General features: G+C 73.0%; 16 protein-coding genes. 6 read left to right on the top strand and 10 right to left on the bottom strand.

The window, feature by feature from the left end:
• Positions 1–42: 42 nt before the first annotated feature.
• Positions 43–1,170, top strand: a complete 1,128-nt coding sequence (locus WME76_RS16440) for a hypothetical protein (RefSeq protein ID WP_437961040.1) — start codon at positions 43–45, stop codon at positions 1,168–1,170.
• Here the strand turns inward: WME76_RS16440 and WME76_RS16435 are convergent.
• From WME76_RS16435 to mxcG, 4 genes are read right to left on the bottom strand one after another with little or no spacing between them, the layout of a single operon-like run.
• Positions 1,167–3,164, bottom strand: a complete 1,998-nt coding sequence (locus WME76_RS16435; protein ID WP_437961039.1) for a bifunctional serine/threonine-protein kinase/formylglycine-generating enzyme family protein — start codon at positions 3,162–3,164, stop codon at positions 1,167–1,169. The two genes, WME76_RS16440 and WME76_RS16435, sit on opposite strands and share 4 nt — an antisense overlap.
• A 51-nt stretch (positions 3,165–3,215) precedes the next feature.
• A complete protein-coding gene (locus tag WME76_RS16430; protein WP_437961038.1) occupies positions 3,216–4,463 on the bottom strand; it encodes an MFS transporter in 1,248 nt (415 codons plus the stop codon).
• Between the two features lie 10 nt (positions 4,464–4,473).
• The gene (locus tag WME76_RS16425; RefSeq protein WP_437961037.1) at positions 4,474–5,796 is read right to left on the bottom strand and encodes an aspartate aminotransferase family protein; all 1,323 of its coding nucleotides are present in this window, start codon (positions 5,794–5,796) and stop codon (positions 4,474–4,476) included.
• 54 nt (positions 5,797–5,850) lie between these two features.
• Positions 5,851–10,278, bottom strand: coding sequence for a myxochelin non-ribosomal peptide synthetase MxcG (gene mxcG / locus WME76_RS16420; protein WP_437961036.1), 4,428 nt, complete (start codon positions 10,276–10,278; stop codon positions 5,851–5,853).
• A gap of 588 nt (positions 10,279–10,866) precedes the next feature.
• Between mxcG and WME76_RS16415 the strand changes: the two genes are divergently transcribed.
• The 4 genes from WME76_RS16415 (at position 10,867) to WME76_RS16400 (ending at position 16,067) form a co-directional block, all read left to right on the top strand.
• The gene (locus WME76_RS16415; RefSeq protein ID WP_437961035.1) at positions 10,867–11,079 is read left to right on the top strand and encodes a hypothetical protein; all 213 of its coding nucleotides are present in this window, start codon (positions 10,867–10,869) and stop codon (positions 11,077–11,079) included.
• Positions 11,080–11,099: 20 nt separating this feature from the next.
• Positions 11,100–13,748 carry a TonB-dependent siderophore myxochelin receptor MxcH gene (mxcH, locus tag WME76_RS16410; RefSeq protein WP_437961034.1) on the top strand — a complete coding sequence of 883 codons (2,649 nt, stop codon included), beginning with the start codon at positions 11,100–11,102 and terminating at the stop codon, positions 13,746–13,748.
• Between the two features lie 49 nt (positions 13,749–13,797).
• Positions 13,798–15,072, top strand: coding sequence for a hypothetical protein (locus tag WME76_RS16405; protein WP_437961033.1), 1,275 nt, complete (start codon positions 13,798–13,800; stop codon positions 15,070–15,072).
• Between the two features lie 98 nt (positions 15,073–15,170).
• Entirely contained in the window at positions 15,171–16,067 is an 897-nt protein-coding gene (locus tag WME76_RS16400) for a PepSY domain-containing protein (RefSeq protein ID WP_437961032.1), read from the top strand.
• A gap of 76 nt (positions 16,068–16,143) precedes the next feature.
• On the opposite strand, the gene WME76_RS16395 is transcribed toward WME76_RS16400, so the two are convergent.
• The 5 genes from WME76_RS16395 to dhbC form a co-directional block, all read right to left on the bottom strand.
• A complete protein-coding gene (locus WME76_RS16395; RefSeq protein ID WP_437961031.1) occupies positions 16,144–16,920 on the bottom strand; it encodes a 2,3-dihydro-2,3-dihydroxybenzoate dehydrogenase in 777 nt (258 codons plus the stop codon).
• Positions 16,921–16,934: 14 nt separating this feature from the next.
• Positions 16,935–17,780, bottom strand: a complete 846-nt coding sequence (locus WME76_RS16390; protein WP_437961030.1) for a siderophore-interacting protein — start codon at positions 17,778–17,780, stop codon at positions 16,935–16,937.
• Positions 17,781–17,817: 37 nt separating this feature from the next.
• Positions 17,818–18,804, bottom strand: coding sequence for an isochorismatase family protein (locus WME76_RS16385; protein WP_437961029.1), 987 nt, complete (start codon positions 18,802–18,804; stop codon positions 17,818–17,820).
• An 80-nt stretch (positions 18,805–18,884) separates the two neighbouring features.
• Positions 18,885–20,558: a (2,3-dihydroxybenzoyl)adenylate synthase gene (locus WME76_RS16380; RefSeq protein WP_437961028.1), complete on the bottom strand. Its 1,674-nt coding sequence runs from the start codon at positions 20,556–20,558 to the stop codon at positions 18,885–18,887.
• On the bottom strand, positions 20,555–21,808 hold the full coding sequence (gene dhbC, locus WME76_RS16375) for an isochorismate synthase DhbC (RefSeq protein ID WP_437961027.1): 1,254 nt from the start codon (positions 21,806–21,808) through the stop codon (positions 20,555–20,557). The genes WME76_RS16380 and dhbC overlap by 4 nt, the downstream gene beginning before the upstream one ends.
• Positions 21,809–22,431: 623 nt before the next feature.
• On the opposite strand from dhbC, the gene WME76_RS16370 reads away from it, so the two are divergent.
• Positions 22,432–23,295, top strand: coding sequence for an NAD-dependent protein deacetylase (locus tag WME76_RS16370; RefSeq protein WP_437961026.1), 864 nt, complete (start codon positions 22,432–22,434; stop codon positions 23,293–23,295).
• A 4-nt stretch (positions 23,296–23,299) separates the two neighbouring features.
• Here the strand turns inward: WME76_RS16370 and WME76_RS16365 are convergent, their stop codons facing one another.
• Positions 23,300–23,878 (bottom strand): prolyl hydroxylase family protein, encoded by a 579-nt coding sequence (locus WME76_RS16365; RefSeq protein ID WP_437961025.1) that lies wholly within the window; start codon positions 23,876–23,878, stop codon positions 23,300–23,302.
• Between the last annotated feature and the right edge of the window lie 100 nt (positions 23,879–23,978).

Genomic DNA, 23,978 nt, shown 5'->3' with positions numbered 1-23,978 from the left:
TTCCTCTGATGCCCGGCCCCTGAAATTTCAAGAGGACCACAGATGACCTTCATCACGCTGCCATATTCATCGGGCGACCGTCCACCTCTTCATATCCGGCCCGGCACCATCGATTTTTTATTGAAGGAGGAGGACGGGACGCTCCTCAATGAGCTTCATGGACGTCGCTACCTGGAAAGCCGCTCGATCGAATCCTTGTTGAGCGTCATCCAGGGGGATGAGCCACTCGTGGAAGTTCCATTCCTGAAGAGCTCGACGCGTGTGCGTGGATACATTCGCCTTGGTGCGATCGAGCTCATCACGGCTGTAGGGTGCGTAACGAGGGTACACACTTCAAGTGATCGAGATTGCATTGTCGCAGAGTCGCCGAGCGAGTTGATGGCCAGATTTCCCGACGAGACGTTCGATTGCGTGCACGGCGACGATGGACAGGTCGTTTATTTTCGGCGCGATCGATTGCTTGGAGTATCTCCCCTTGAACATTCGTCCACCTACGTCTACAGCTTCGACAGCCGGGAGTGTGTGTACAGCGACCAGTTCGAGCCGAGCTGGATGATGGACATGACAACCGCTCAGGTCGAAGGCGGTCGAGCATTTTTCCGGGCGAACCGGACAAAAGGCTTCCGGGTGGACCAGGATGGGAATAGTGAATTGCACGGGGTGGTCATGCTTGCGGGCCTATCGGCCGAGGCTGTGCTGAAAGTATGTCCGATCGCGCATCCGGTGTCTTTTGCGCAGTGCGCCGCCGGGCAAGGTGGAACGGAATATAGATACGATTGGGTGTTGGAACGGGACGCGATCCATGCGATCGTTCCGAGGAACCCTGTGATGAACTGGGACACCCGTGTCGGTGTCCCATTTCTAGGTCTCGACACGATCGATCCGGTCGACAAGCTTCTAGCTCAGCTTGATCTGGCGTCGTTTGTTCGGTTGACCCGAACCTCGGCCGGACGCGGTCCGAACGTTCCATGGGACTACGACCCCCGGCATCCGTGGGCCTACTATCGACCGGAATCTATTCTGGCCATGGAAGCGAGAGACCATGGGACAGCAATCGCGACGAGGACTAGCTCGCATATCGTCGATGAAACACCGGAAGAAGTTCTGGGGGCCCTCGTGGGTGCAGCCTGCCGCAGATGTCCTGGCACGATCTCTGACCCGCAGGGCTAAGGGGCCTTGGCGCAGCGGAAGCCGATGCTCCAGCCGCGCGCCGTGGAGGCGCTCGGGCGGCGGTGGGCGGAGCGCACGTACTGGCCCTCGACCGTGTCCCACCCGCCGCCGCGGAGCACGCGGCGGGAGTCGTCGCAATCGTCCCTGTCGTAGGGGCAATAGTGGCTCTCGGTCCACTCCCAGACGTTGCCGGCCAGGTCCAGGACGCCGGCCGGCGATCTCCCTGCCGGCGATCGTCCGACGGGGGCCGTCGCCGGGGCCGCGTCGCCGTCGCTGTACATGCGAGGCCACGGGCCCTTGCCCACCTTCTCGAGCCGCTCCGTCAGCATCCCGCTGCACTCCGGCCCGCAGGCGTTGAGGCGCTCGCCCGAGGGAGGCGCGTGGCCCCAGGGGTAGGTCCACGCGTCCTTGCCGCGCGCCGCGAGCTCCCACTCCGCCTCGGCGGGCAGCCGCTTGCCGGAGGCGGCGCAATACGCCTTCGCCTGGTACCAGTCGACGCAGTTGATGGGGTGGTCGAGCGCCTCGGGGCCGTTGCAGAACTGGCTCCAGAAGGAGCGGCCGTTCGGCGTGAGCCCCTCCGACTCGACGGTCTGCCGCGGGCGCTCGCAGGCCTCGCAGTCCGAGTAGGCCTTCACCGTGACCTCGGTGACGTCGAGGCAGAACGACCTCACGGTCACGCCGTGCCGCGGCGTCTCGTCGCTGGGCGTCTCCGCGTCCGCGTCGGAGCCCATCTGGAACTCGGCGCCCTCGATGAGCACCATGCCGTCCGGGCAGCCGCTCGATCCGGCCGGCGGCGGGCGGAGGAAGAGGAACACCCCCGCGCCCGCCGCGGACGCGGCGGCGGCGAGCGGCGCGGCGCGGCGGAGGCGGGCGGCGCGCGCGCCCGAGGGGGTCCGCGCCGCGGGCCGCGCCGCGGCGAGCGGGTGGAGCGCGGTGCGGCCGGCCGCAGCGTCGGCGACGGAGCCTGCCGTCGCAGGGGCGTCCGCGAGCGCGCCCGCGGTCGCAGGCTCTCGTGCGAGCTCGCCCGCGCCGCGGGGCGCGCCCCGGAGATCGACCGGCGCGGCCACGGTCGTGGCGAACGCGGCAGGGTGATGGCGGCCAGCGGGCGCGTCGACCTCCACGATCCCGGGCTCCAGTCCCAGGAAGGCCTCGACCATCTCGCGCGCCGACTGGAACCGGCAGCTCGGATCGACGGAGAGCGCCTTGGCGAACCAGTCGTCGATCGACGGCGGCAGGCCCGGCCGCTGCTCGGTGGCGGGGCGGAACTTCCCCTTCAGGACCGCCGCGCCCACGGAGACGAACGAGCTGCCCTCGAACGGCCGCGCGCCGGTCAACGTCTCGTAGACGACGACGCCCAGCGACCAGAGATCGGAGCGGAGATCGACGTCCTTGCTCCCCTCGAGCTGCTCGGGGCTCATGTAGGGGGCCGATCCGATCACCACCCCGGTCTCGGTGAGCGCGGGGTTCGCCGACGGCGCCGCCGCGTCGCCCGCCAGCTTCGCGACGCCGAAGTCGAGCACCTTGACGAAGAGCGGGTAGCCCTTGCTTCCCTCCGTGATGAAGACGTTGTGGGGCTTGATGTCGCGGTGCACGATGCCGTGCTCGTGGGCGCTCTCGAGCGCGCTGCCCACCTGCTGCGCGAGCGACCTCGCGGTGGCGAAGCTGAGGCGGCCGCCGCGCTCGAGGAGCTCGGCGAGCGAGAACCCGCGCAGGAGCTCCATCACGAGGTACGGCACGGCGCCGTCGACGGCGCCGTAGTCCATGACCTGCACCACGTGCGGGTGCGCGATCCGCGCCGTGGCCCTCGCCTCCCTCTGGAAACGCGCGACGAGGGCTGGATTCGCGGCCACCCGCTCGGGGCGGATGAACTTCACCGCGACGTCGGTGTCGAGGGCGAGGTGCCGCGCCGCCCACACGACCCCCATCCCGCCCTGCCCGAGGGGCCTCAGCAGGTGCAGCTTGTCCGCGATGACCGCGTCAGGTCGGAGCTCCACGACGACCGGGCGATGGTACCACCGGCGCGCCCGCGCCCGAGGCCTGGCGTGCTAGCCCCGACCGTGCGCCACGCGCGCGGCGCCGGCGCCGCTCGACGGCCCGAGCGCCACGCGGCGCTCGATCAGGAAGAGCAGCGACGACGACGCCAGCGTGAAGGCGATCGCCAGCGCCGCCACGGCGTGCATGCCGTCGAGGCGCTGGTCGGGGAGCTCGTGCAGCAGCCGGGCCGACAGGAACGCGGCGAGCGCCGACGAGAGGTGCTCCAGGGCCGACTGCATGGAGCCGAAGCGCGCCCGCTCGGCGGGGAGCGGCACCTTCGATACGAGCGTGCTGTAGGAGATGTTGCGGATCGCCGTCCCCGTCATGAACGCGACGAAGACGACGAGCACGGGGAGCCCCGGCACGTACGAGTGGAACCCGGCGTAGAGCACGGTCACGAGCACCGCCGCCCCGGCCGTGCTCGTGCGGAACGCGCCGATGCGATCGATCAGCGCGCCCGCGGTGCGCATCACGACGAAGGTGAGCGCGCCGCCCACGAGGTAGAGCAGGCCGAGCCGCTCGCGCGGATAGCCGAGGTTGTGCTGCACGTAGGCCGAGATGTTCGGGATGACGAGGAACGACGCCATCGTCATGGCCGCCGTCGCCGCGTACGAGAGCAGCACGAGCGGGCGGCCGACGAGCGCCCGGAGCTCGCGCAGGGCGGTCCCTGGCGCCCGCGCCCCGGCGAGGTGGCCGCGCATCGAGGGGAGGAGCAGGAGCGCGAGCCCCGCGACGAGCAGCCCGAGCGCCGCGACGGCGAAGAACGGGAGCTGGAAGCCGCCGCGGCGCGCGAGCTCCAGGCCCGCGGGCACCCCGAGCACCGCGGCGAGCGAGTAGGCGCCCATCACGACGCCCATCGCCTTGCCGCGCCGCTCCGGCGGGATCGCGTCGGCGACGATGGAGAACGCGATCGAGGTGGCGGGCCCCCCGAAGGCGCCGGCGAGCACGCGCGCCGCGAGGAGGCTCGGCAGCCCGGTGGCGAGGCCGCCCGCGGCCGTGCCGAGGACGAGGCCGAGCATCGCGATCGCGAGCGCGCGGCGCCGGTCGAAGCGGTCGAGGAAGAACGCGCCGGCGAGCCCCGAGACCGCCGCCGCCGCGGTGTAGCTGCCGCCGATCAGGCCGATGTCGGACATCGGGATGCCGAGGGCGACCGCGAAGTCCGGCCCGAGCGGCATGACCACCATGAAGTCGAGCAGGTTGACGAACTGGACCGCCGCGATGAGGAACAGGAGGCGCCGTTCGGAGCGAGCGTTCAGCACGGCCGCGGGCTCAGCTCTGGGCCTTCACGCCCGCGCCGCGCTCGATGACGCCGCGGCTCGCCAGCTCCAGCAGCGCGTCGCGCGCCGCGTCGATCGTGTGATCGATCTGCGCCTCGGTGTGCGCGCCGCTGATGAAGTTGACGTCCCGGCGGAGCAGCACGCCGCGCCTCGCCATCGCGCCGACGAAGTGCTCCATGCGCTTCGTGTGGACCGCGAGGTCCTCGGCGAAGAGGAAGAACGGGATCGCGTCGTACCCGACCACGCGCAGCGGGGAGCCGGCCTGCTCGGCGCGCTCGTTGATGCCCGCCTTCAGCCGCCTGCCGAGCGAGGCGAGCCGCGCGATGGTGTCGGTCTCGCGGTACTCGCGCAGCGCCGCCCGGCACACCTCGAGCGAGAGCATCTCGCCGCCGAACGTCGTCGACACCTGCAGCTCCGACAGCCGGCTCATCACCGCGCGCGGCCCGGCGATCGCCGACAGCGGCATGCCGGCGGCGATGCCCTTGGAGAGGCACACGAAATCGGCCTCGATCTGGTAGTACTCCTGGGCTCCGCCGCGCGCGAGCCGGAAGCCGGTGACCACCTCGTCGAGGACGAAGAGCACGCCGCTCGCGCGGCACGCCTCGCGCACCTTGCGCAGGAACTCCGCCGTGACGCACCGCTTGTAGGGCAGCGAGAGCAGCACCAGGGCGATCTCCTTCCCCTTGCTCGCGATCAGGTCGAGCAGCGGCTGCTCGTCGGCCTCGGCCATGAGCGGCATGCGGAGCGTGTAGTCGCGCAGCGCCGCCGGGACGCCGGGGGTGTCGAACATGAAGTGGTCGTGCCAGCCGTTGTAGCCGATGGCGACGACCTTCTCCTTGCCGGTCACGTGGCGCGCGAGCCGGACGGCGGCGGACGTCGCGTCGGCGCCGGTCTTGAAGAACCGCGCCATCTCCGCGCCCGGGATCAGCGCGACGAGCTCGCGCGTGGTGCTGACCTCGACCTCGGTCGGCAGCGAGTGCAGGATGCCCCGATCGAGCCGCCGGCGGATGGCGTCGACGACCGCGGGGTGGTTGTGCCCGAGCGTGTTGGCCCCGAGGCCGCAGATGTAGTCGATGTACTGGTTGCCATCGACGTCGCGCACCAGCGCGCCCTCGCCGCCCTCGAGGTACACGGGGAAGGAGCCGAGCGCGAACATCTCGGGCCGCTTCATGAGCGACTGGGTGACGCCCGGGATGAGCCGGCGCGCCTCCTCGAGGAGCTCGTTCGAGCGGTCGAGCCGCAGGTTCGCGGCCGGCCTTCGCGGCAGCTCGCCTCCGGAGTTGCGGTCGGTGGCGTCGAGCGTCTGTGTGTCCATCGTCGTCGTTCTCCTGGATTCAGAGGTCGTGGAGGTCGTGTTGGTGATCCGCGGTCACCGGGCGCGCGGCCCGGCCCGCCCCCGGTTCGAAGGGGGCGGCAGCAGGCCCTGCTCGACGCAGCGATCGAGGTAGCGGTGGAGCAGGGCGCGATCGATCGGCGGGCACTCGATCCCGCTGCCGGCGAGGCCGCGCGCCACGTTGTCGCAGCGCACGCGCCCCAGGCCGAAGGGCGCGTCGCCCTCGGCGCCCGGCTGCAGATCGAAGAAGGCCAGCGTGGCGCTGTCCGCGGCGTCGGCGCCGTCCTTCAGCCGCGCGCGCCACGCCGGGACCGGGCACCGCTCGACCGCGTAGCCGTAGTCGCGCGCCCAGTCGAAGAGCTCCGTCAGCCGGACCTCGGGCGCGGGCGCGACGTTGTACACGGCGAGCGGCGCCCGATCGCCGAGGGAGAGCCGCACGATCGCGCGCGCCACGTAGTCGACCGGCGTCCACACCTCCCTCACGTCGAGATCGGGCAGGAGGCCGGCCGGGATGCCGGCCCGCAGCAGCCGGAAGACGAGGTCCTGCTCGTTGACGAGGCCCGTGCCGGGCGCGCCGACGACGCGGCCGAGCCGGTACACGGCGACCGGGAGACCGCGCTCGCCCGCCTGCTGCACCAGGCGCTCGGCGACCCACTTGCTCTGCTGGTAGCCGTCGCGCAGGCCGGGGTGCGGCGGCACGAACGCCTCGGGGACCTCCGGGCTCGCGGCGACGGGCGGGGCCACGGCCAGCGTCGAGACGTGGTGCAGCGGCTTCGGGCGCGCCGCCGCGGCCAGCCGGAGCATCTCGCGCGTCCCGAGCACGTTGGCCGCGCGCAGGCTCCGGTAGTCGCGCATCACGCTGACCACCGCGGCGTTGTGGTAGATGGCGTCGGACTCCGCGGCGAGCTGGTTGAACCGCTCGGCGCTCAGGCCGAGGCGAGGCTGCGCCAGGTCCGCGGGCACGGGGAGCACCCGCGCGTCGAACCCCGCGAGGGGCAGCCGCTGGCTCAGCAGCGCGCGCCGGAGCCGCTCGTCGGCGTGCGCCGCGCTCTCGGCGCGCACCAGGCAGACCACCTGCGCCTCCGTCCGCGTCAGGAGCTCGTGCAGCAGGTGCGCGCCGACGAACCCGCTGGCGCCGGTGAGCACGACCTGCCGCGGGCGGCGGCGCGGGCCGGCCGACGCGAGCGACAGCGGCACGACGTCGTCCGGGAGCTCGGCGTCGGCCATCATGGCGGCGGGGTGCCCGCCGCTCGCCTGCGCCGGGCCCTGCGCCTGCTCCAGCGCGCGCGCGAGCGCCGAGACGGTCGGGTGGCGGAACACCATGGCGACGGGGATCTCCCGCCCGAGGTCGACGCTGAGCCGGTTGGCGACCTGGATCGTCTGCAGCGATTGACCGCCGCGCTCGAAGAAGTCGTCGTCCGCCGACAGGCCGCTCACGCCGAGCACCTGCTCCCAGACCCGCAGCACCTGCTGCTCGATCGCCGACGTGGCGGCCGAGCGCGGCTCGACCGCCGCGTCGACCAGCGTCTCGCGCATCTCGCGCGCCTCGCGCAGCGCCTTGCGGTCGATCTTCCCCGAGCTCGTCCTCGGCAGCCGGTCCGTGAGCGCGAAGGTGGACGGGATCGCGGCCGCGGGGAGCAGCGACTGCGCGTGCCGGCGCAGCTCGGCCGCCGTCGGGGCAGGGGCGTCGGCGACGACGAACGCGGACAGGCGCTTTCCGCCGTCCGCCGGGGTGTGCCCGACGACGGCCGCCTCGCGCACGGACGGGTGGCGGAGGAGCGCGGCCTCGATCTCGAGCGGGTCGACGCGGTGGCCGCTGATCTTGAGCTCGTCGTCGACGCGGCCGACGAAGAGCATCTGCCCGTCGTCGCGCTGGCGGACGAGGTCTCCGGTGCGGTAGGCGCGCGGGCGCCCCTCGAGCTGGTCGAGGACGACGAAGCGCGCGGCGGTGAGCTCCGGGCGCCCCAGGTACCCCCGCGCGAGCCCGGGGCCGATCAGGTGCAGCTCGCCCACGTCGCCCACCGGCGAGAGCCGCCCCTGCGCGTCGAGGATGGCCGCGCGCACGCCGGGCAGCGGCGTCCCGATCGGCACCTCGTCGTCGTCGTCGCCCGCCGCGCCGTCGCCGCTCAGCGTGGCGGCGGCCGCGACGACGGTCGCCTCGGTGGGGCCGTACGTGTTGAGCAGCCGCGCGCGCGGGCCGACCGCGCGGCGCCAGCGCGCGACGCGCTCCGGCAGGGCGGCCTCGCCGCCGATGATGACCGTGCGCACGCCGGGCGGGAGGGACACCGCGCCGGTCGAGGCGCTGTAGGCGAGCTCGTGCCAGAACGCCGTCGGCAGGTCGAGGACGGTGATCCCGCGCTCGGCGCACGCGTCGAGCAGCCGCGGCACGGACTGGAGCATCTCCTCGGTGCGCAGCACCAGGGCGGCGCCCGCGCACAGGGTCACGAAGATCTCCTCGACGCTCGCGTCGAAGTGCAGCGGCGCGAACTGCATCACCCGGTCGTCGCGGCGCACGCCGTACCGGTGCGTCGCGGCCGCCACGAAGTGGGCCAGCGCGCCGCGGTCGATCATGACGCCGTTCGGACGGCCGGTGGAGCCGGACGTGTAGATCACATAGGCCAGGTGCTCGTCCGCCGTCGGGACCGGCGCCGGCGTCGGGGCGTCGGAGGTCACCTCCTCGAGGAGCACGACGCGCGTCGCGCGATCGCCCGCCAGGAGCCCGGCGTGCTCGGACGTCGTGACCACGAGCGCCGGCCTGGCGTCGTCGAGGATCGCCGCGGTCCTCGAGCTCGGCCCGCCCGGATCCAGCGGGAGGTAGCCGGCGCCGGCGAAGAGCGCGCCGAGGATCGCGGTGACGGCCTGCACGCCGCGCGGCAGGAGCACCGCGACGAGCGCGTCCGGCCCCGCGCCGAGCGCCGCGAGCCGGGCCGCGAGCTGCCGGGCGGCGCCCTCGAGCGCGCCGTAGCTCACGCGCTCGGGGCCGTGCTCCAGGGCGATCGCGTCCGGCTGCTCGCGCGCGCGCTCGCGGATCTGCGCGACCACGCAGCGCGCCGGCGCGGGCAGCGGTCCCCCGTCGAGCACCGCGCCCTGGCGTCGCGCGTCGGCGCGCTGGGCCGCGGCGCGCCGGGCGCAGGCTCGATGGAGCGCTCGAGGGAGCTCGAGCTCGGCGCGCTCGATCGCCTGCTCGGGGGCGGCGGCGAGCGCCTCCAGGAACCCGAGGAAGCGCCGCTGGTGCGCCGCGAGCTCGTCGGCGCTGTAGCAGGCCGGGTTGGCGTCGAGGTCGAGCCGCGGCCCGCGCCCGTCGGACCTGGCGTACACGCCGATCGACAGGTCCTCGACCGGGCCGGCGGAGATGTTGTGGGCGACGGCGCGCTGCCCGGCGAAGCGCAGGTCGTAGTCGAACGGCATGATGTTGACCACGGGGCCGAACAGCCGCCGATCGCCGCCGATCAGCCGGAGATCCCGGCGGAGCTGCTCGTAGCGGTAGCGCAGGTGGGGCCGGAGGGTCCGCAGCTCCTCCGCGACCTGCCGGGCGAGATCGGACAGGCTCGCGCCCGGGCGGACCGGCACGCGCAGCGGCACGATGTTCATCACCATGGCCGGGACGCGCAGCGAGACCGAGCCGAGGCGCCCCATCACCGGCAGGCCGAGGACGACCTCCGGCGCGCCCGTGAGGCGGTGCAGGTACGCCGCGGTCGCGGCCACGATGACGTCGGGCCAGGTCGCCTTCGCGCCGCGCGCCGCCGCCTGCATCCGCTCGACGCTGGACGGCGCGAGGAAGGCCGTCTGCCGCAGGGAGTCGGGCGACATGAGCGACGGCCGGTCGCTCAGGGTCACCGGCTCGGGCCGGTCGGCGAAGCGCCGCGACCAGAAGGCGCGATCGCGCTCGAGCTCCGGGGAGGCGCGGTAGGCGAGATCTTCCTCGATGACCTGGCGCAGCGAGCCGAAGGCGCCGCCGGCGCTCGATCGGCCCTCGATGCGAGCGGTGTAGACCTCCGCCACCCTCCGCGCGACGAGCGAGAAGCCGAAGCCGTCCAGCGCGATGTGGTGGGCGCGCTGGTACCAGAAGGACCTGTCGGCGCCGGCCGTGAACAGCGCCTCGGTGAAGAGCGGCCCGCGGGCCAGGTCCGCGGGTCTGGCGAGATCCTCGCGCATCCACGTCTGGGCCGCGGACCACGGGTCCTGCGCCGCGCTGACGTCGATGTGGTGAAATGGCCAGTCAGGGGAGGGGTCGAGTCGCTGTCGCGGTCCGTCCGCCTCGCTCGTGAAGCGCATGTGCAGCGCCTCGGCCTCGGAGACGGCCTGACGCACCGCGGCCTCGAAGGCCGCGAGATCGAGGCGCCCGGGGATCTCGATGCACTCGCCCGCGTTGTACACCGGGCTCTCCGGCGCGAGCTGCTGGCCCAGCCAGATACCGTGCTGCGCGGCCGAAAGGGGCCAGCGATCATCCTGACGAGCAACCATTGCGACAAGCCTCCTGGTGAATCCACGCTCGGCGGGGACAGCCTCGATGGGCGACCGCAAGAGGCGCTCAGGGGCGCGCGAACACGGCGCGATCGTCGCGCGCGAACAGGGCGGTGACCCCGCTCCGAGGAGCGCGAGACGAGCGCGCGCCGACGACCAGCAGCAGCCCGGGCCCCGAGATCACCAGGGCAGGGGCGACCGGAGGTCAGCCGGAAGCAGTCCCGGACACGAACCCGGCGCGCTTGCGCCGGATCACAGGCCGAACGCAGTCTTCAATGCATGAAAATGAAAGCCACTTTCAATTTCACTATTGTGCCGTGAGGTGGCTGTCAAGAGAATTCGGTCGGGGCCGCGGGGCGGGGCGCTTCGCGCGCATGCCGCTGCCAGCGCGGGCGGGGCGCGTCGCCAGCGCGCCGATCGAGCGCGCGATCGCGGATCTCGGCGCCGGAGCGGCGCTCGTGGCCCCGGCCCGCAGCCGCAGGCGGACGCCCCGCGCCGCGAATTTTCCTGATTGACATAGTTCAGGAAATCATGGTAGGTCCTCGGCTTGAAATTGAAAGTAACTTTCATTAACAGGAGAGCTCGGCGATGAACGACCTGACGTCGAAGAGAACGGCTCCGTCCGGCGGTGGATGCGACCACTGCGGCGTCACCGGGCACGCCGACCGAGACGCCATGCGTTGCGACTGCGGCAGCCTGCTCGCCCGGCACGTGGCCGGCGGCATCGAGCTGAAATGCCGGCGTTGCAAGCGTGTCGTCGTCATCCCGATCTCCGCAGCAGGCGAGGACGCGACCGGCTGACACCGGCCCGGTGAGACTCGATGTTTCGACTACCCCCCTCGCGCGGCGGCGCGCTCGCCGGGATCCTGGTCCTCGTCCTGTGCGGTGTCCGCGCGGCCTCCGCGCAGGACGCGCGGGCGAGCGAACCGGCCGCTGCCGGAGAGCGCGATCAGGGCGCGACGCCAGAGGCCGAGTCCGGGCCGGGGGCCCGCGCGCCGGGCGACGCCGCCGCGCTCGCGGTGCATCCACCGGAGCTCATCGACGCCGCCGAGGCGGCGTATCCGGAGGCGGCGCGCGCGGCCGGCGAGGAGGGCAGCGTCGTGCTGCGGCTGACGATCGACGCCGAGGGGCGCGTCACCGGCGCGGAGGTCGCGACGCCGGCAGGCCGCGGGTTCGACGAGGCCGCGCAGGAGGCGGCGCTGCGGTTTCGCTTCACGCCCGCCCGGCGCGGCGACAGGAGCGTCGCGTCGCGCATCCTGTACCGGGTCGACTTCCGGCTGCCCGCGCCGCCCGTCGCGGCGGTGGCCGAGGCGGCGGCGCCGGCCGGGCAGGCCCCCGCGGCCGTCGCCGGGGCCGCGCCGGTCGCGGGCGCCGGGGCCGCGCCGGTCGCGGGCGCCGGGGCCGCGCCGGTCGCGGGCGCCGGGGCAGCCCGGCCCGCGCTCGAGGTGAGCGTGCGGGGGGCCTCCGAGGCCGAGCGGCTCCGCCAGTCGGCGCAGGCGGTCCAGGTGATCGAGACCGTGGAGGCGAAGCGGCAGTCCGCGGACCTCGGCGAGGTGCTGTCGCGCGCCGAGGGCGTGGGCGTGCGCCGCCTCGGCGGGCTCGGCTCCGACGCGCGCTTCTCGCTCAACGGCCTCGCCGAGGACCGGATCCGCTTCTTCCTCGACGGCGTGCCGCTCGAGCTCGCCGGCCACACGTTCGGCGTCGCCAACGCCCCGGTCAACCTGGTCGAGCGCGTCGAGATCTACCGCGGCGTCGTGCCGCTGCGCTTCGGCGCGGACGCGCTGGGCGGCGCGGTCAACCTGGTGACCGATCGCGAGACCCGCGGCTCGCGCGCGTCGGCGTCGTACCAGGTCGGCTCCTTCGGCACGTACCGGCTCACCCTGAGCGCGCGCCACGGGCACGAGCCCAGCGGGCTCTTTGCGCGCGCGAGCGGCTTCTTCGACCGCGCGAAGAACGATTACCCGATCGATGTCATGGCGCTGGATCCGGAGAGCGGCCGCCTGTCGCCCGCGCGCGCCCGCCGGTTCCACGACGGCTACCTGGCGGCCGGCGCCGACGCCGAGGTCGGCGTCGTCCGGCGGCCGTGGGCCGACCGCCTGCTCCTGCGCGGCTTCTACGTCGCGCACGACAAGGAGGTGCAGCACGGCTCGCTCGTCGACATGCGCGACGGCCGGGTCGTGTCGCCTCCCTTCGGCGAGGTCGCCTTCGGAAGGCAGACAGGAGGCGCGCTCCTGCGGTACGCGCAGCCGTTCTTCGGGAAGGTGCGGCTCGACGCCCTGGCGGGGTACTCGTACGTGCGCACGCCCTTCCTCAACGTGGCCAGGTGCACCTACGACTGGTCCGGCCGCTGCGTGGAGCGCCCGTACCGCGGGGAGCTCGAGGACACGGCGAACGACCAGAGCGTCCACCAGCACACCGCCTTTGCCCGCATCAACGCGGCCTGGAGCCCGGCACCCGGGCACCTCCTGCGCTTCGGGCTCTCGCCGACCCGCATGACGCGCACCGGGAGGAACCTCGTCGTCGCCGAGCCCGACAAGGATCCGCTCACCGCAAAGCGGGACCTGTGGAGCGGCGTGGCCGGCGTCGAGCACGAGGCGATGCCGTTCGAGGGCCGGCTCGCGAACATCGCCTTCGCCAAGGTCTACCTCCAGGGGGTCCGGACCCGGGAGATCTTGCCGAGCGGCCTGCTCGGCGACGTCGACAGGACGATCCACCGGATGGGGGCAGGGGACAGCCTGCGCTTCCGCTTCACCGACGCGCTCTACGCCAAGGCCTCGTACGAGTACGCCACGCGCCTGCCGACGCCGGAGGAGCTGTTCGGCGACGGCGTCCTCGTCGTCTGGAACCTCCACCTGGAGCCGGAGGTGAGCCACAACGTCAACCTCGGCGTGATCCTGGAGCGCGCGGAGACCGGCGCGGGACAGCTCCGGTTCAGCGCCAACGGCTTCGGCCGCTTCACCGACGACCTGATCACGCTGCGAAGGCACCTCGGCTACTCGGAGTACGGCAACACGCTGTCGGCGCGGTCCGTCGGCGTCGAGTCGACGGCCAGGTGGACGTCCCCGGGCGACTGGCTCTCGCTCGACGGTCACGTCACATGGCAGGACTTCCGGGAGGGCTCGACCGGAGCTCGCATCCAGAACCAGCCGTACCTGTTCGGCGGTGTCTCCGCGCGCGCGCAGTGGCCAGGGATCGCGGCGCGCGGCGATGTCCTCTCCCTGACGTGGTACGCCGATTACGTACACGCCTTCTTCGTCGGCCCGGAGGACCACGGCGCCTCCCGCTCCAAGGCGGAGATCCCGTCTCAGCTCCTGCACACGCTCGCGCTCACCTACCTCGTCGAGCGCGGCGGGCGGGCGGTGAGCTCGACCGTCGAGGTGCAGAACCTCACCGACGAGAAGGCCTTCAGCTTCTACGGCATCCAGCGCCCCGGGCGAGCGGCCTACGCCAAGCTCGCCTTGAGCCTGTGAGCCGGAGCTCGTGCGAACTCAGCCCAACCAGACACAAGGAGATCCTTTGATGTTATTCCGTGCGCGCTACGCGAATGCGCTCCTCTTGACGCTGCTCCTCCCTTGCATCGCAGCCTGCGGGGACGACGCGAGCGGCGCCGCGAGCGGCGGCACCGGCGGTGGAGGCGCCGGCGGAGCCACCAGCGGCACCGGCGGAGCGCCCGACGCGGGACCGATGTACGCGCTCACGGTCCAGGTGTTCGGGCCGGACGGCGGCGACACCCAGAGCTACATCCTCGTGACGGACACCCTCGACAGCGATCAGCCGCTGTCGCTCGACGACGGCGTCGAGGTGCTGGGGCGCGCCCTCGGGGTCGGGCCGGACGGCGGCGGCGCTGTGTTCGTGGCGAGCGACGCCGCGGCGACCGTGACCCGCTACGACCTCCGGCAGGACGGCCGCCTCGAAGAAGGGGATACCGTCAGCTTCCAGGGCAAGGGCCTCGCGAAGATCGGCGAGTATGGCAGCCAGTTCCACTTCGTCTCGGAGACCAAGGCGTACTTCTTCGATGGTCCCACCGCGCAGGTGGTGGTCTGGAATCCCGAGGAGATGGCGGTGACGGGCGACATCCCGCTCGAGTCGCTCGTGGTCCCGGACGCGACCCTCACGTACTCCTCCGCGCCGCCGCTGCGCCTCGGCGGCGACGTGATCACCTTCGGCGGCTGGCGGATCGGCCCGGAGGTCCCGAGCCTGGCCGCGGTCGTCGTCGTGGACAGCGCGACCGACGAGGCGACCGTCGTCACCGACGAGCGCTGCGGCTACGTGCGCGACGGCGTCGAGGGCCCCGACGGCATGATCTACGTGGCCACCGAGGCGTACGGCGCGGCGGTGCACCGGCTCAACCCCGACAACGCTGCCGCCCCGTGCATGCTGCGCTTCGACCCCGAGACGAGGCAGTTCGACCCCGATTTCCACGTCGAGCTCGGCGCGCTGTTCGACGGCGACACCGCCGGCTCGCTCTTCGGCGGCCCCGACGGGAAGGCGTTCCTGCGCGTGCTCGACGAGAGCGTCTTCGAGATCGCGGCGGACACCCACCCGCGGGTGCTGGCGAGCGCGGCGGCGTGGAGGTGGGCCAGCGTGACGCTCGGAGATACGCCGGAGGCCACGGTGCTCGACGCCGAGCCGAGCGGCGGCAGCGTCCTGAGCGTCGCGCTCGGCGACCGCACCTTCCTGCTCGAGTTCGCGGGTCAGGAGTCCACGACGCTCAGCGAGCTCGGGGAGGAGGGCCCTCTGGCCGCGGCCCTGACCGCCCCTGGGCTGGCGTTCTCCGCCGTGAAGCTGCGATGACGCGCGCGCCCGATCGCGAAGACGCGATGAGGGGCGACGCCGCGCCCGGGCCCCGCTCGCCGCGGGGACCCCGGCCGCGGCCGCGGTACGGCGCCCTCATGAAGATCGTGCGGCGCGTGCACATGTACCTCGGCCTGCTGCTGTTCCCCTGGATACTGATGTTCGGGATCAGCGGCATGCTGTTCAACCACCCGGAGATCGGGCGCGACATCGACCGCCGGTACCTGTCCGGAGAGCAGGTGTCGGCGTTCACCGGGTTCCAGCCGTGGGACCCGGACGCGCTGGCGCGCCGGGTCGTCGCGCAGCTCAACGCGGGGTCGCCCGCGCCCTACACGCTCGACGAGGACACCTCGGGATCGTTCTCCGGCTGGCCGCTGCTCGCGGCGCCGCGCGGCGACGGGGGGCGTCAGGTGGTGATCCTGCGCCTCGACGACGGCAGCGCGACGATCGCCAGCCACGCTCCCGAGCCCGAGGCCCCGGCGCCCCCGTTCGCCGGCGCCGCGATCGACCTGCCCGATCACCGGATGGCGGCGGTGCAGGAGCAGATGAAAGAGCTCCTGCCCAGGCTGGGCGTCGAGGCCCAGGGGCCCTTGCGCGCCCACCCGAAGATCGCCCCCGAGCTGCGCTTCCGCATGCGCGACGCCGAGGACCGCGCGTGGAACGTCACGTACAACCTCGGGACGGGGCGGCTCGACGGGCGGCTCGACGGCGGTCCGGGGCGCCCCCGTCTCGTGGAAGTGCTCGAAACGCTTCACAAAACGCACCACTTCCCCGTGCACGGCGGGATGACCTGGGTCTGGGCGCTGTTCGCGGACATCACCGGCCTCACCCTGGCGGTGTGGGCGCTCAGCGGCCTCGTGATGTGGTGGCAGATGAAGCCGACGCGCGTCATCGGCGCGGCCGCTGTCGCGGCGGCGCTCGCGCTCTCCGCCGTGGTGATGAGCGGCACGGCGTCGGACGTCCTGTTCGGGAATGTCGAGAAGGACGGGCCCTGAGCGCGGCGCGAGGCTGGGGACCTGAGCGCGGCGCGCCCGCGCCCGCGGGAGGCGATCGCGGGCGCGGGCGGCCGGATCAGGCCCCCAGCGTCGCGCCGCCGTCGACGCAGAGGTCGTGCATCGTGATGTGCCGCGCCTGATCCGAGAGCAGGAACAGCACCGCCGCGGCGACGTCGTCCGTGGAGGCGATCCGGTTCAGCGGGATCCCCAGCTTGAACGCCGCGGGGGAGCCGGCGATGACCGCCTGCGCGCCGCGCTCGTCCGACCAGAGCGCGCGCTGCATCGGCGTGTCCGTCGACCCAGGGGACACCACGTTGCACCGGATGTCGTGCTGCGCGAGCTCCAGGCCGAGGCACTTCGTCCACTGGGCCGCGGCCGCCTTCGAGGCCGCGTAGGCCGACATGTGCATCCGCGGCGTGCGCGCGGCGTTGGACCCGACCGTCACGATCGACCCGGATCGGCGCGGCACCATGCGGCGCGCCACGGCCCGGCCCACGTTGAACACCCCCGTCGTGTTGACCGCGAAGGTGCGCTCCCACGCCTCGTCGGTCAGCGAGAGGGCGGGGCTCACGTGCAGCACGCCGGCCACGTTGACCAGCAGCTCGATCGGGCCGAGCTCTCGCTCGACCCTGTCGACGACGCGCTCCACGGCCTCGGCGTCGGCGACGTCCACCGCGTAGGCCGCGGCGCGGCGGTCGCTCGCCTTGAGATCGGCGACCACGGCGCCGAGGCGCTCCTCGTTCGCGTCCAGCGCCGCCACGGCCGCGCCGCGCGCCGCGAGCGCGCGCGCGACGGCCTCTCCGATCCCCTGGGCGGCGCCCGTGACGAGCGCGGTCCTGTGCTTGAACTCCATCGGTTCGCTCCTCGTCATGCCCTGTCGAGCCCGTCCATGACCCGGTGCCGCTCCGCGTGGTACGCCTCCTCGGACAGGCTCGCCTTCCAGTAGGGAATCGCGTACATCGCCTCGCGCCCGAGGCCGCGCTCGTCGAGCAGGTGATCGCGGATCGCGAGGACGGACGACGACTCGCCAGCGACCCAGGCGAACACGCGCCCTTCAGGCCACGTCAGCGCGCGGACGGCCTGCTCCAGCCGGGGGCTCGGGGCGTGCGCTCCCTCCAGGATGACCCATGTCAGCGCGACGTTCGGCGGGCGCTCGAGGGGCTGGACCTCCGCCGCGTCGGGGACGGCGACGAGGGCGTGGCCGCGCGCCGTCGCCGGCAGGGTCTCGAGCAGCGCGGCGATCGCCGGCAGCGCGGAGAGATCGCCCGCGAGGAGGTGCCAGTCGGCGGGGCCGAGCATCGGATCGGGGCCGCCGGGCCCGGCGATGCCGAGCCGGTCGCCGGGCCTGGCGCGGCGGGCCCACCGCGACGCGGGGCCATCGTCGCCGTGCAACACGAAGTCCACGTCCAGCTCTCCGGCCTGCGCGTCGTACCTGCGCACCGAGTAGGTCCGCGTGATCGGCCGGCGGGGCATCGGAGGCCACACGGGGCCGTCTGGGCCCAGCGTGGGCAGCTCCGGCGCTGCCTGGTCGCCGCGCGGGAAGAACACCTTGATGTGCGCGCCGTCGCTCCGCGCGGGGAACCCCGCGATCGCCTCGCCGCCCAGCGTGATCCGCCGCATGCGGGGGGAGATCGCGGCCGCGCGCAGCACCTCGAGGAGGCGCGGCGGCGTGCGCGCCACCGTCTTTGCAGGGGATGTCTCGGTTCGACTCATGGTGACCTGAGATGTGCCTTGTCGATGACGTGGGCTGTCAGCCCGCGGCCTCCTGGCTGGGCGCCTCCGCGCGGGGCCGCTGCGCGCGGCCGGCGTCGCGCGGGAGCCGGGTCGACAGGAGCTCCCACCACTCGGCCAGCGTCGGGCGCTCGGCGAGCTCGACGAAGGCGACCTCGATCCCTGCCTCGCGCCACCGCTCGACGAGGGTCATGATGCGGATCGAGTCGAGCCCGAGATCGAGGAAGCCCTCGTGCTCGGAGATCATGGAGACAGGCTGCTCCAGGATCTCGGCGACGTCGGCGCGCAGGCGATCGAGGCCAGGCGCCCGGTCGAGCGCCCACCCGGGCGGCGCCGCCACGTCGCGTGGCGGGACACCCGCCCTGTCGCGGGGCGCGAGCGCGGCCACCACCTCGCCGGTCGGGAGCGCGACGCCGCACCGCTGGGCCACGTAGGCGATGGCCATCTCGTGCTGCTCCCGGGAGAAATCCGCGGTCGCGTCGGTGACGAAGAACGGCTGGATGTCGTTCATGAACGCCTCGCACGCGGTCAAGAGGCACCCGATGTGCGCGTAGACCCCGCACACGATGAGCTGGTCGCGGCCCCACCGGCGCATGAGCTCCAGCAGCTCGGTACGCTGGAAGGCGCTGTAACGCCACTTGGTGAGGACGGTATCGCCGGCTCGCGGCGAGAGCTCGCTCACGATCCCTTGCTTTTCCGGCTGCTGCGTGAGCCCCGGCCCCCAGAGGTCCAGCAGCAGGCCGCGCTGCGCGTCCGTCTGCTCGCCGGGCTGCTGCGTGTACACGACCGGGATCCCGCTCGCCGCGCAGCGCTCCCGGACGAGGCGGGTGTTGGAGAGCAGCTCGACGACAGGCGACGCCGCGGTGTCGTAATAGCCGAGGAAATATTGCTGCATGTCGTGGATCAGGAGGACTGCGCGCCTCGGATCCGGGCGCCACGACACCCGGCTCTGCGGGATCTCGTCGGCGCGTGGCATGGGATAGGTCTGGATTCTGGGGATGCCCATGGTGGTTCCTCTCTCACGTGGTCACAACGTCTCGTGTCCGCGGGCCGGCAGCGCGGCGCCGCCTCCGCCCGCGCCGCGCTTCAGGCGCGCGCGCCCTGCTCGAGCCGCTCGGCGATCCACCGCCGGAGCGCCTTCTTGTCGACCTTGCCGACGCTCGTCGTGGGCAGGGCGTCGAGCCACTCGATGCGATCGGGCACCTTGTACTGCGCGACGCCGCGCTCGCGCAGGAAGGCGTTGATCTCCCGCGCGGCCGGCGGCTGCCCGCGGGGCACGAGGAACGCGCACGACCGCTCGCCGAGGAGCGCGTCCGGCATGGCGACGAGCGCCGCGTCGCGCACCTCCGGGTGGGCGAGGACGTGGTTCTCCACCTCCTCGGCCGCGATCTTCTCGCCCCCGCGGTTGATCTGGTCCTTGGCGCGGCCCTCCACGATCAGGTAGCCGGCCGGCGTCCGCCGCACGAGATCGCCGGTGCGGTAGAAGCCGTCGCGCGTGAACGCCTTCGCGTTGTGCGCGTCGGCCCGGTAATACCCCCGGATCGTGTAGGGGCCTCGCGTGAGCAGGTGACCGACCTGCCCGATCTCGAGGTCGCGGTCCTCGTCGTCCACGACCCGGATCTCGTCATGGGGTGAGATGGGCCGGCCCTGCGTCTCGAGGGTGATGTCGTCCGGATCGTCGAGGCGGGTGTAGTTGACCAGCCCCTCGGCCATCCCGAACACCTGCTGCAGGGCGCAGCCCAGCGCGGGCCGCACGCGGCGCGCGACCTCCGCGGACAGCTTTGCGCCGCCCACCTGGAGCACCTTCAGGCTCGACAGGTCGTGTCGCGCCGTCCGGGCCGACTCCAGCCACAGCGACGCGAGGGGCGGCACGAGGGCGGTGATCGTGACCTTCTCCCGCTCGATCCAGGCGAACGCCTCGTCCGGGCTGGGACGACGGCTGAGCACCACGCGGCCGCCGGCGTACAGGGCGCCGAGGCTCCCTGGCGAGCTGAGGGTGAAGTTGTGCGCGACCGGGAGGACGGCCAGGTACACGCTCCCGGCGTCGAGCGCGCAGATCTCCGCGCTGGCCCGCACGCTGTAGAGGTAGTCGTCGTGCGTCCGCGGGATCAGCTTGGGCACGCCGGTGCTCCCGCCGGAGAGCTGAAAGAAGGCGACGTCGCCCGCGGCGGGGCGCGGGAGCTCGATGGGGTCGATATACAGGCTGGAGAGCGCCGTGAACTCGCCCGGATCGCCGGCCACGATCACGTGCTTCAGGGTCGTGGCCTCGCGCTGGACCTGCCTGGCGAGCTCGCGGTAGTCGAACCCGCCGTCCCGGTCCGCGATGACGTGGGCGACAGCCCCGGTGTGCTGGCAGAAATACCCGATCTCGGAGCGCCGGTGGGCGGGCAGCGCCAGCACGGGGAGCGCGCCGAGCCGGAACAGCGCAAAGCACACCTCGAAGAACTCCGCGATGTTCGGGAGCTGGACCACGACGCGGTCCCCGGGCTGGATCCCCAGGCGAAAGAGGCCCGCGGCGAGGCGATCGGCGCGATGGTCGAGCTCACCGTAGCTCAGCCGGCGACCGTCGCCGACGAGCGCGATCCGGTCCGGGTGCCGCGCGGCGCGCTCGCGGAGCAGCTCCCCGAACGTCTCACCGCGCCAGGTGCCGGCGCGACGGTAGAGATCGGCCATCTCGGGCGGCCATGGAGTGAAGCCGTCCAGCGCCCGCCCGCGCTCCTCCGCGCGCTCCACGTCCAGCGCGTCCTCGACGGGCCTCATGCGATCTCCGGCGCCCGATCGAGGCCGAGCGCGGTCAGCATGGTGCCGAGCTTGGCGGAGGTCTCGGCGAGCTCGCGCTCGCCGTCGGAGCCGATGACGATCCCGGCGCCGGCGTACAGGCGGAGCGCGCGACCAGCGATGTCGGCGCAGCGGATGGCGACCGCCCACTCGCCGTCGCCGGTGGCGTCGCACCAGCCCACGAGCCCGGTGAAGAAGCCCCGATCGAACGGCTCGATCGCCTCGATCGCCGCGCGGGCGCGCTCGGTGGGGTATCCGCACACCGCGGGCGTCGGGTGGAGCGCGGTGGCCAGCTTCATCGAGGAGATCGAGAGATCGCGGAGCTCCCCGGTGATCCGGCTCGACAGGTGCCACAGGTTCGCCGTCTGCGTGAGCGACGGCTCCTCGGGGACGCTCAGGCGCCGGCAGAACGGCCGGAGCGCGGCGGCGACAGCGTCGACGACGATCGCGTGCTCGTGCCGGTCCTTCTCGGACGCGAGCAGGGCGATCGCCCGCCGCCGGTCCTCGTCCGGGTCCGGGCTGCGGATCGCGGAGCCGGCCAGCGGATTGGCGATGACCCTGAATCCGGAGCGCGACAGGAGCAGCTCCGGACTGGCGCCGATCAGCGTCCGCGGCCGCGCGCCGGCGGCGCCGCGATCGAGGCCCGACGCCCCGGCGACAGGATCGGAGAGGTTGGCGGCGAAGGTGTAGCCGCTCCGGTTCTGCTGCGAGAGGCGCTGGAGGACGTGGCGGAGATCGACCGGCTCTCGCAGCGTCATCTCCAGCATCCTGGAGAGCACCACCTTGCTCAGCGCCTCGGACCGCATCAGGCCCACCGCCGTCTCGACGGCGCGCACGTACTCGCGCGGCTCCGGGATCCTGCGCAGCTCCTGGATCGCGACAGGCGGCTCTCGCCGGAGGGCGTCCATGGCGGGGTTCAGCGGGCCGGCGGCCTGCACCGACCTCGGCACGATGAGGTGCGCGGGCGACGTGCTGTTGAACGGCACCGCGCCGACCACCACCGGGAGCCCCTGGCCCGCTCTCCCGTGTGTCGATAGCAGCCGCGCGACGCGGTCGGGCAGGCGGTCGCCGTCGTTCGGCTCGAGGATCATGTCGTGCGCGCCCTGCGCGAGGAGGGTGCGTGTCGGCGACGAGAAGAAGAACGCCGATTCAGGGGTGTATTGCTTCAAGAGCTGCCCGGCGCTCTGCGCGGGCAGGCCGACGGCGTCCTGCATCGAAATGGAAGAAGTCATCGAAACACTCCTTGCGAGGTGTGGAATCGGTGGTGGCGACGGCGGCGCGGCGCTCGGGCCAGCGCCCCGGGCCGTCGCCGCGCGGCAGCGGCGGTGTCTCCGGAGCTAGCGCGGGAGCGCGCCAGGCCGCCCGCGGCCCGCGCGCTCGGCGCCTGGGCCGCCGCGGGCTCGACGCGACGGACCGCCGTCGCGCCGTCCGACCGCGGCGGGCGCGACCAGGGCGCGTCTCCAGCGCATCAATCGACGCTCGGCCGCGCTCCCGGCGCCGTCGCGCCGCCGCGCGCGAGGTGAGGACAGGCGCGAGGGCGCCGCCGCGGCGTCGAGACGCGCGGCCGCCGGCGCCCACGTGCGCCTTGCCGAGGGCGTCGAGGCGCGGCGTCGACTCGAACGTCGAAATGGGCTCGTCGTCACATCCAGCTCCGATGGGCTTCGAGAGCCACGTGGGCTCGGGTCATCGGGCGCTGGACGTCGAGTCGCGGGCCGCTGCTACCTGATAAAGAAAATCAGTTTCAAGTGACCTATGACACGTTCAGAGAGGTCCGTCAAGGGTTTCAAGGCGCAGGTCTGTCGGGGGCATCTCGCCTGGCTGGCGAGGCCGGGCGCGGCGGGCCACAACGGGGCGTATGCCGCTCAGCGAAGCGCTCGCCGCCGCCGGACCGCTGGACGACCTCATCGCGCTCCTGCGCGGCAAGCGGCTGGTGGCGCTGACGGGCGCCGGGTGCAGCACCGAGTCGGGCATCCCGGATTACCGCGGGCCCGAGACGCGGCGCCGCGCGCGCAACCCGATCCAGGGGCGGGAGTTCTCGCGCTCGGCCGAGATCCGGCAGCGCTACTGGGCGCGCGCGGTGCTCGGCTGGGAGCGGTTCTCCCGGGCCGAGCCCAACCCGGCGCACCGCGCCCTGGCGCGGCTCGAGAACGACGGGCTGCTCCACGGCCTGATCACGCAGAACGTCGACGGCCTGCACCAGGCCGCGGGCAGCCGGCGCGTGATCGAGCTGCACGGGACGCTCTCCGAGGTCGCCTGCCTCGCGTGCGGCGCCCTGGAGGCGCGCGCCGCGCTGCAGGAGCGGCTCCTCGCGAGGAACCCCGGCTGGCTGCGCCTCGCGGCCGACCTCGCGCCCGACGGCGACGCCGATCTGCCGGCCGAGCAGGTCGCCGGTTTCCAGGCGCCGCCGTGCCTCCGCTGCGACGGGCCTCTCAAGCCGCGCGTCGTCTTCTTCGGCGAGAACGTGGCGCGGCCGATCGTGGACGAGGCGTTCGCGCTCGTCGACGCGGCGGACGCGCTCCTCGTCGTGGGCTCCTCGCTGGCGGTCTTCTCGGGCTACCGCTTCGTGCTGCGCGCCGCGCAGCGGGGGATCCCGATCGCCATGGTCAACCTGGGGTCGGCGCGCGGCGAGGAGCTCGGCGCGCTGAAGGTCGAGGCGCGCGCCGGCGACGTGCTGCCGCGCCTCGCCGAGGCGCTGGCGGGCGCGCCCCGGCTGCGGTGAGGGATCAGCCGCGCCGGTACATGACGTCGGTGCGGAGCACGTACTTGCGCCCGCGCGTCACGGCGGCGCCCCGGTGGAGCCGCCGGTGCTCGAACACGAGGGCCATCCCGCGCTGCGGGGTGATGCCGCGCGCGCCCCAGAAGTCGGTGGTGCCGCCCTCGAAGTCGTCGTTCAGGTAGATCATCGCGGTGAACAGGCTCCGCTCGATCTCCGATCGCACGAACGACCCGTCGCCGTGCCAGTTGAAGTACTCGCCCTCCGTGTACCGGTAGTACCGGAAGCGCTCGTTCAGCCCGACGGCGTGGTGGACGCCCCAGAGGGGCGGCGTCCACGGCGCGAGCCGCTCCCAGAGGCGCACGGCGAGCGCCGGATCGTCGAGGAGGACGCGGCCGTTGTTGCGCACCTCGAGGTTGACGACGTTCGTGCCGCCGATCGGCGCCTGCTCGAAGCCGCGCGACTCGGCGAGGCGGATGAAGCCGGCGCATTCCTCGGGCGACAGGAGGTCCGTCACCGTGAAGACGCGGAGGTCGTCGGCGTAAGCGGTTCGCTGGGCGGCGGGTCGTGCGGCGTGCATCGTGCTCATGCGTGGACCATGCGTCCGGGCGGACCGGATCCGGAAGGGCGGGACCGGGCAGGACCGGGCAGGGGGCAGGAGCCGGGCAAGGCGCAGGAGCCGGGCAAGG

The organism is Sorangium sp. So ce119, from assembly GCF_051524405.1.
Classification (GTDB): Bacteria; Myxococcota_A; Polyangia; order Polyangiales; family Polyangiaceae; genus Sorangium; species Sorangium cellulosum_G.
The sequence above is the reverse complement of the archived record's forward strand: the minus strand, read 5'-3'. Positions and strand labels throughout refer to the sequence as shown.

Bases quoted from the DNA above. Each gene is read 5' to 3' on its own strand.
- WME76_RS16440 (WP_437961040.1), top strand. From the start codon at position 43: ATGACCTTCATCACGCTGCCATATTCATCGGGCGACCGTCCACCTCTT.
- WME76_RS16425 (WP_437961037.1), bottom strand. From the start codon at position 5,796: ATGGACACACAGACGCTCGACGCCACCGACCGCAACTCCGGAGGCGAG.
- mxcG (WP_437961036.1), bottom strand. From the start codon at position 10,278: ATGGTTGCTCGTCAGGATGATCGCTGGCCCCTTTCGGCCGCGCAGCAC.
- WME76_RS16415 (WP_437961035.1), top strand. From the start codon at position 10,867: ATGAACGACCTGACGTCGAAGAGAACGGCTCCGTCCGGCGGTGGATGC.
- mxcH (WP_437961034.1), top strand. From the start codon at position 11,100: ATGTTTCGACTACCCCCCTCGCGCGGCGGCGCGCTCGCCGGGATCCTG.
- WME76_RS16405 (WP_437961033.1), top strand. From the start codon at position 13,798: ATGTTATTCCGTGCGCGCTACGCGAATGCGCTCCTCTTGACGCTGCTC.
- WME76_RS16400 (WP_437961032.1), top strand. From the start codon at position 15,171: ATGAAGATCGTGCGGCGCGTGCACATGTACCTCGGCCTGCTGCTGTTC.
- WME76_RS16395 (WP_437961031.1), bottom strand. From the start codon at position 16,920: ATGGAGTTCAAGCACAGGACCGCGCTCGTCACGGGCGCCGCCCAGGGG.
- WME76_RS16390 (WP_437961030.1), bottom strand. From the start codon at position 17,780: ATGAGTCGAACCGAGACATCCCCTGCAAAGACGGTGGCGCGCACGCCG.
- WME76_RS16385 (WP_437961029.1), bottom strand. From the start codon at position 18,804: ATGGGCATCCCCAGAATCCAGACCTATCCCATGCCACGCGCCGACGAG.
- WME76_RS16380 (WP_437961028.1), bottom strand. From the start codon at position 20,558: ATGAGGCCCGTCGAGGACGCGCTGGACGTGGAGCGCGCGGAGGAGCGC.
- dhbC (WP_437961027.1), bottom strand. From the start codon at position 21,808: ATGACTTCTTCCATTTCGATGCAGGACGCCGTCGGCCTGCCCGCGCAG.
- WME76_RS16370 (WP_437961026.1), top strand. From the start codon at position 22,432: ATGCCGCTCAGCGAAGCGCTCGCCGCCGCCGGACCGCTGGACGACCTC.
- WME76_RS16365 (WP_437961025.1), bottom strand. From the start codon at position 23,878: ATGAGCACGATGCACGCCGCACGACCCGCCGCCCAGCGAACCGCTTAC.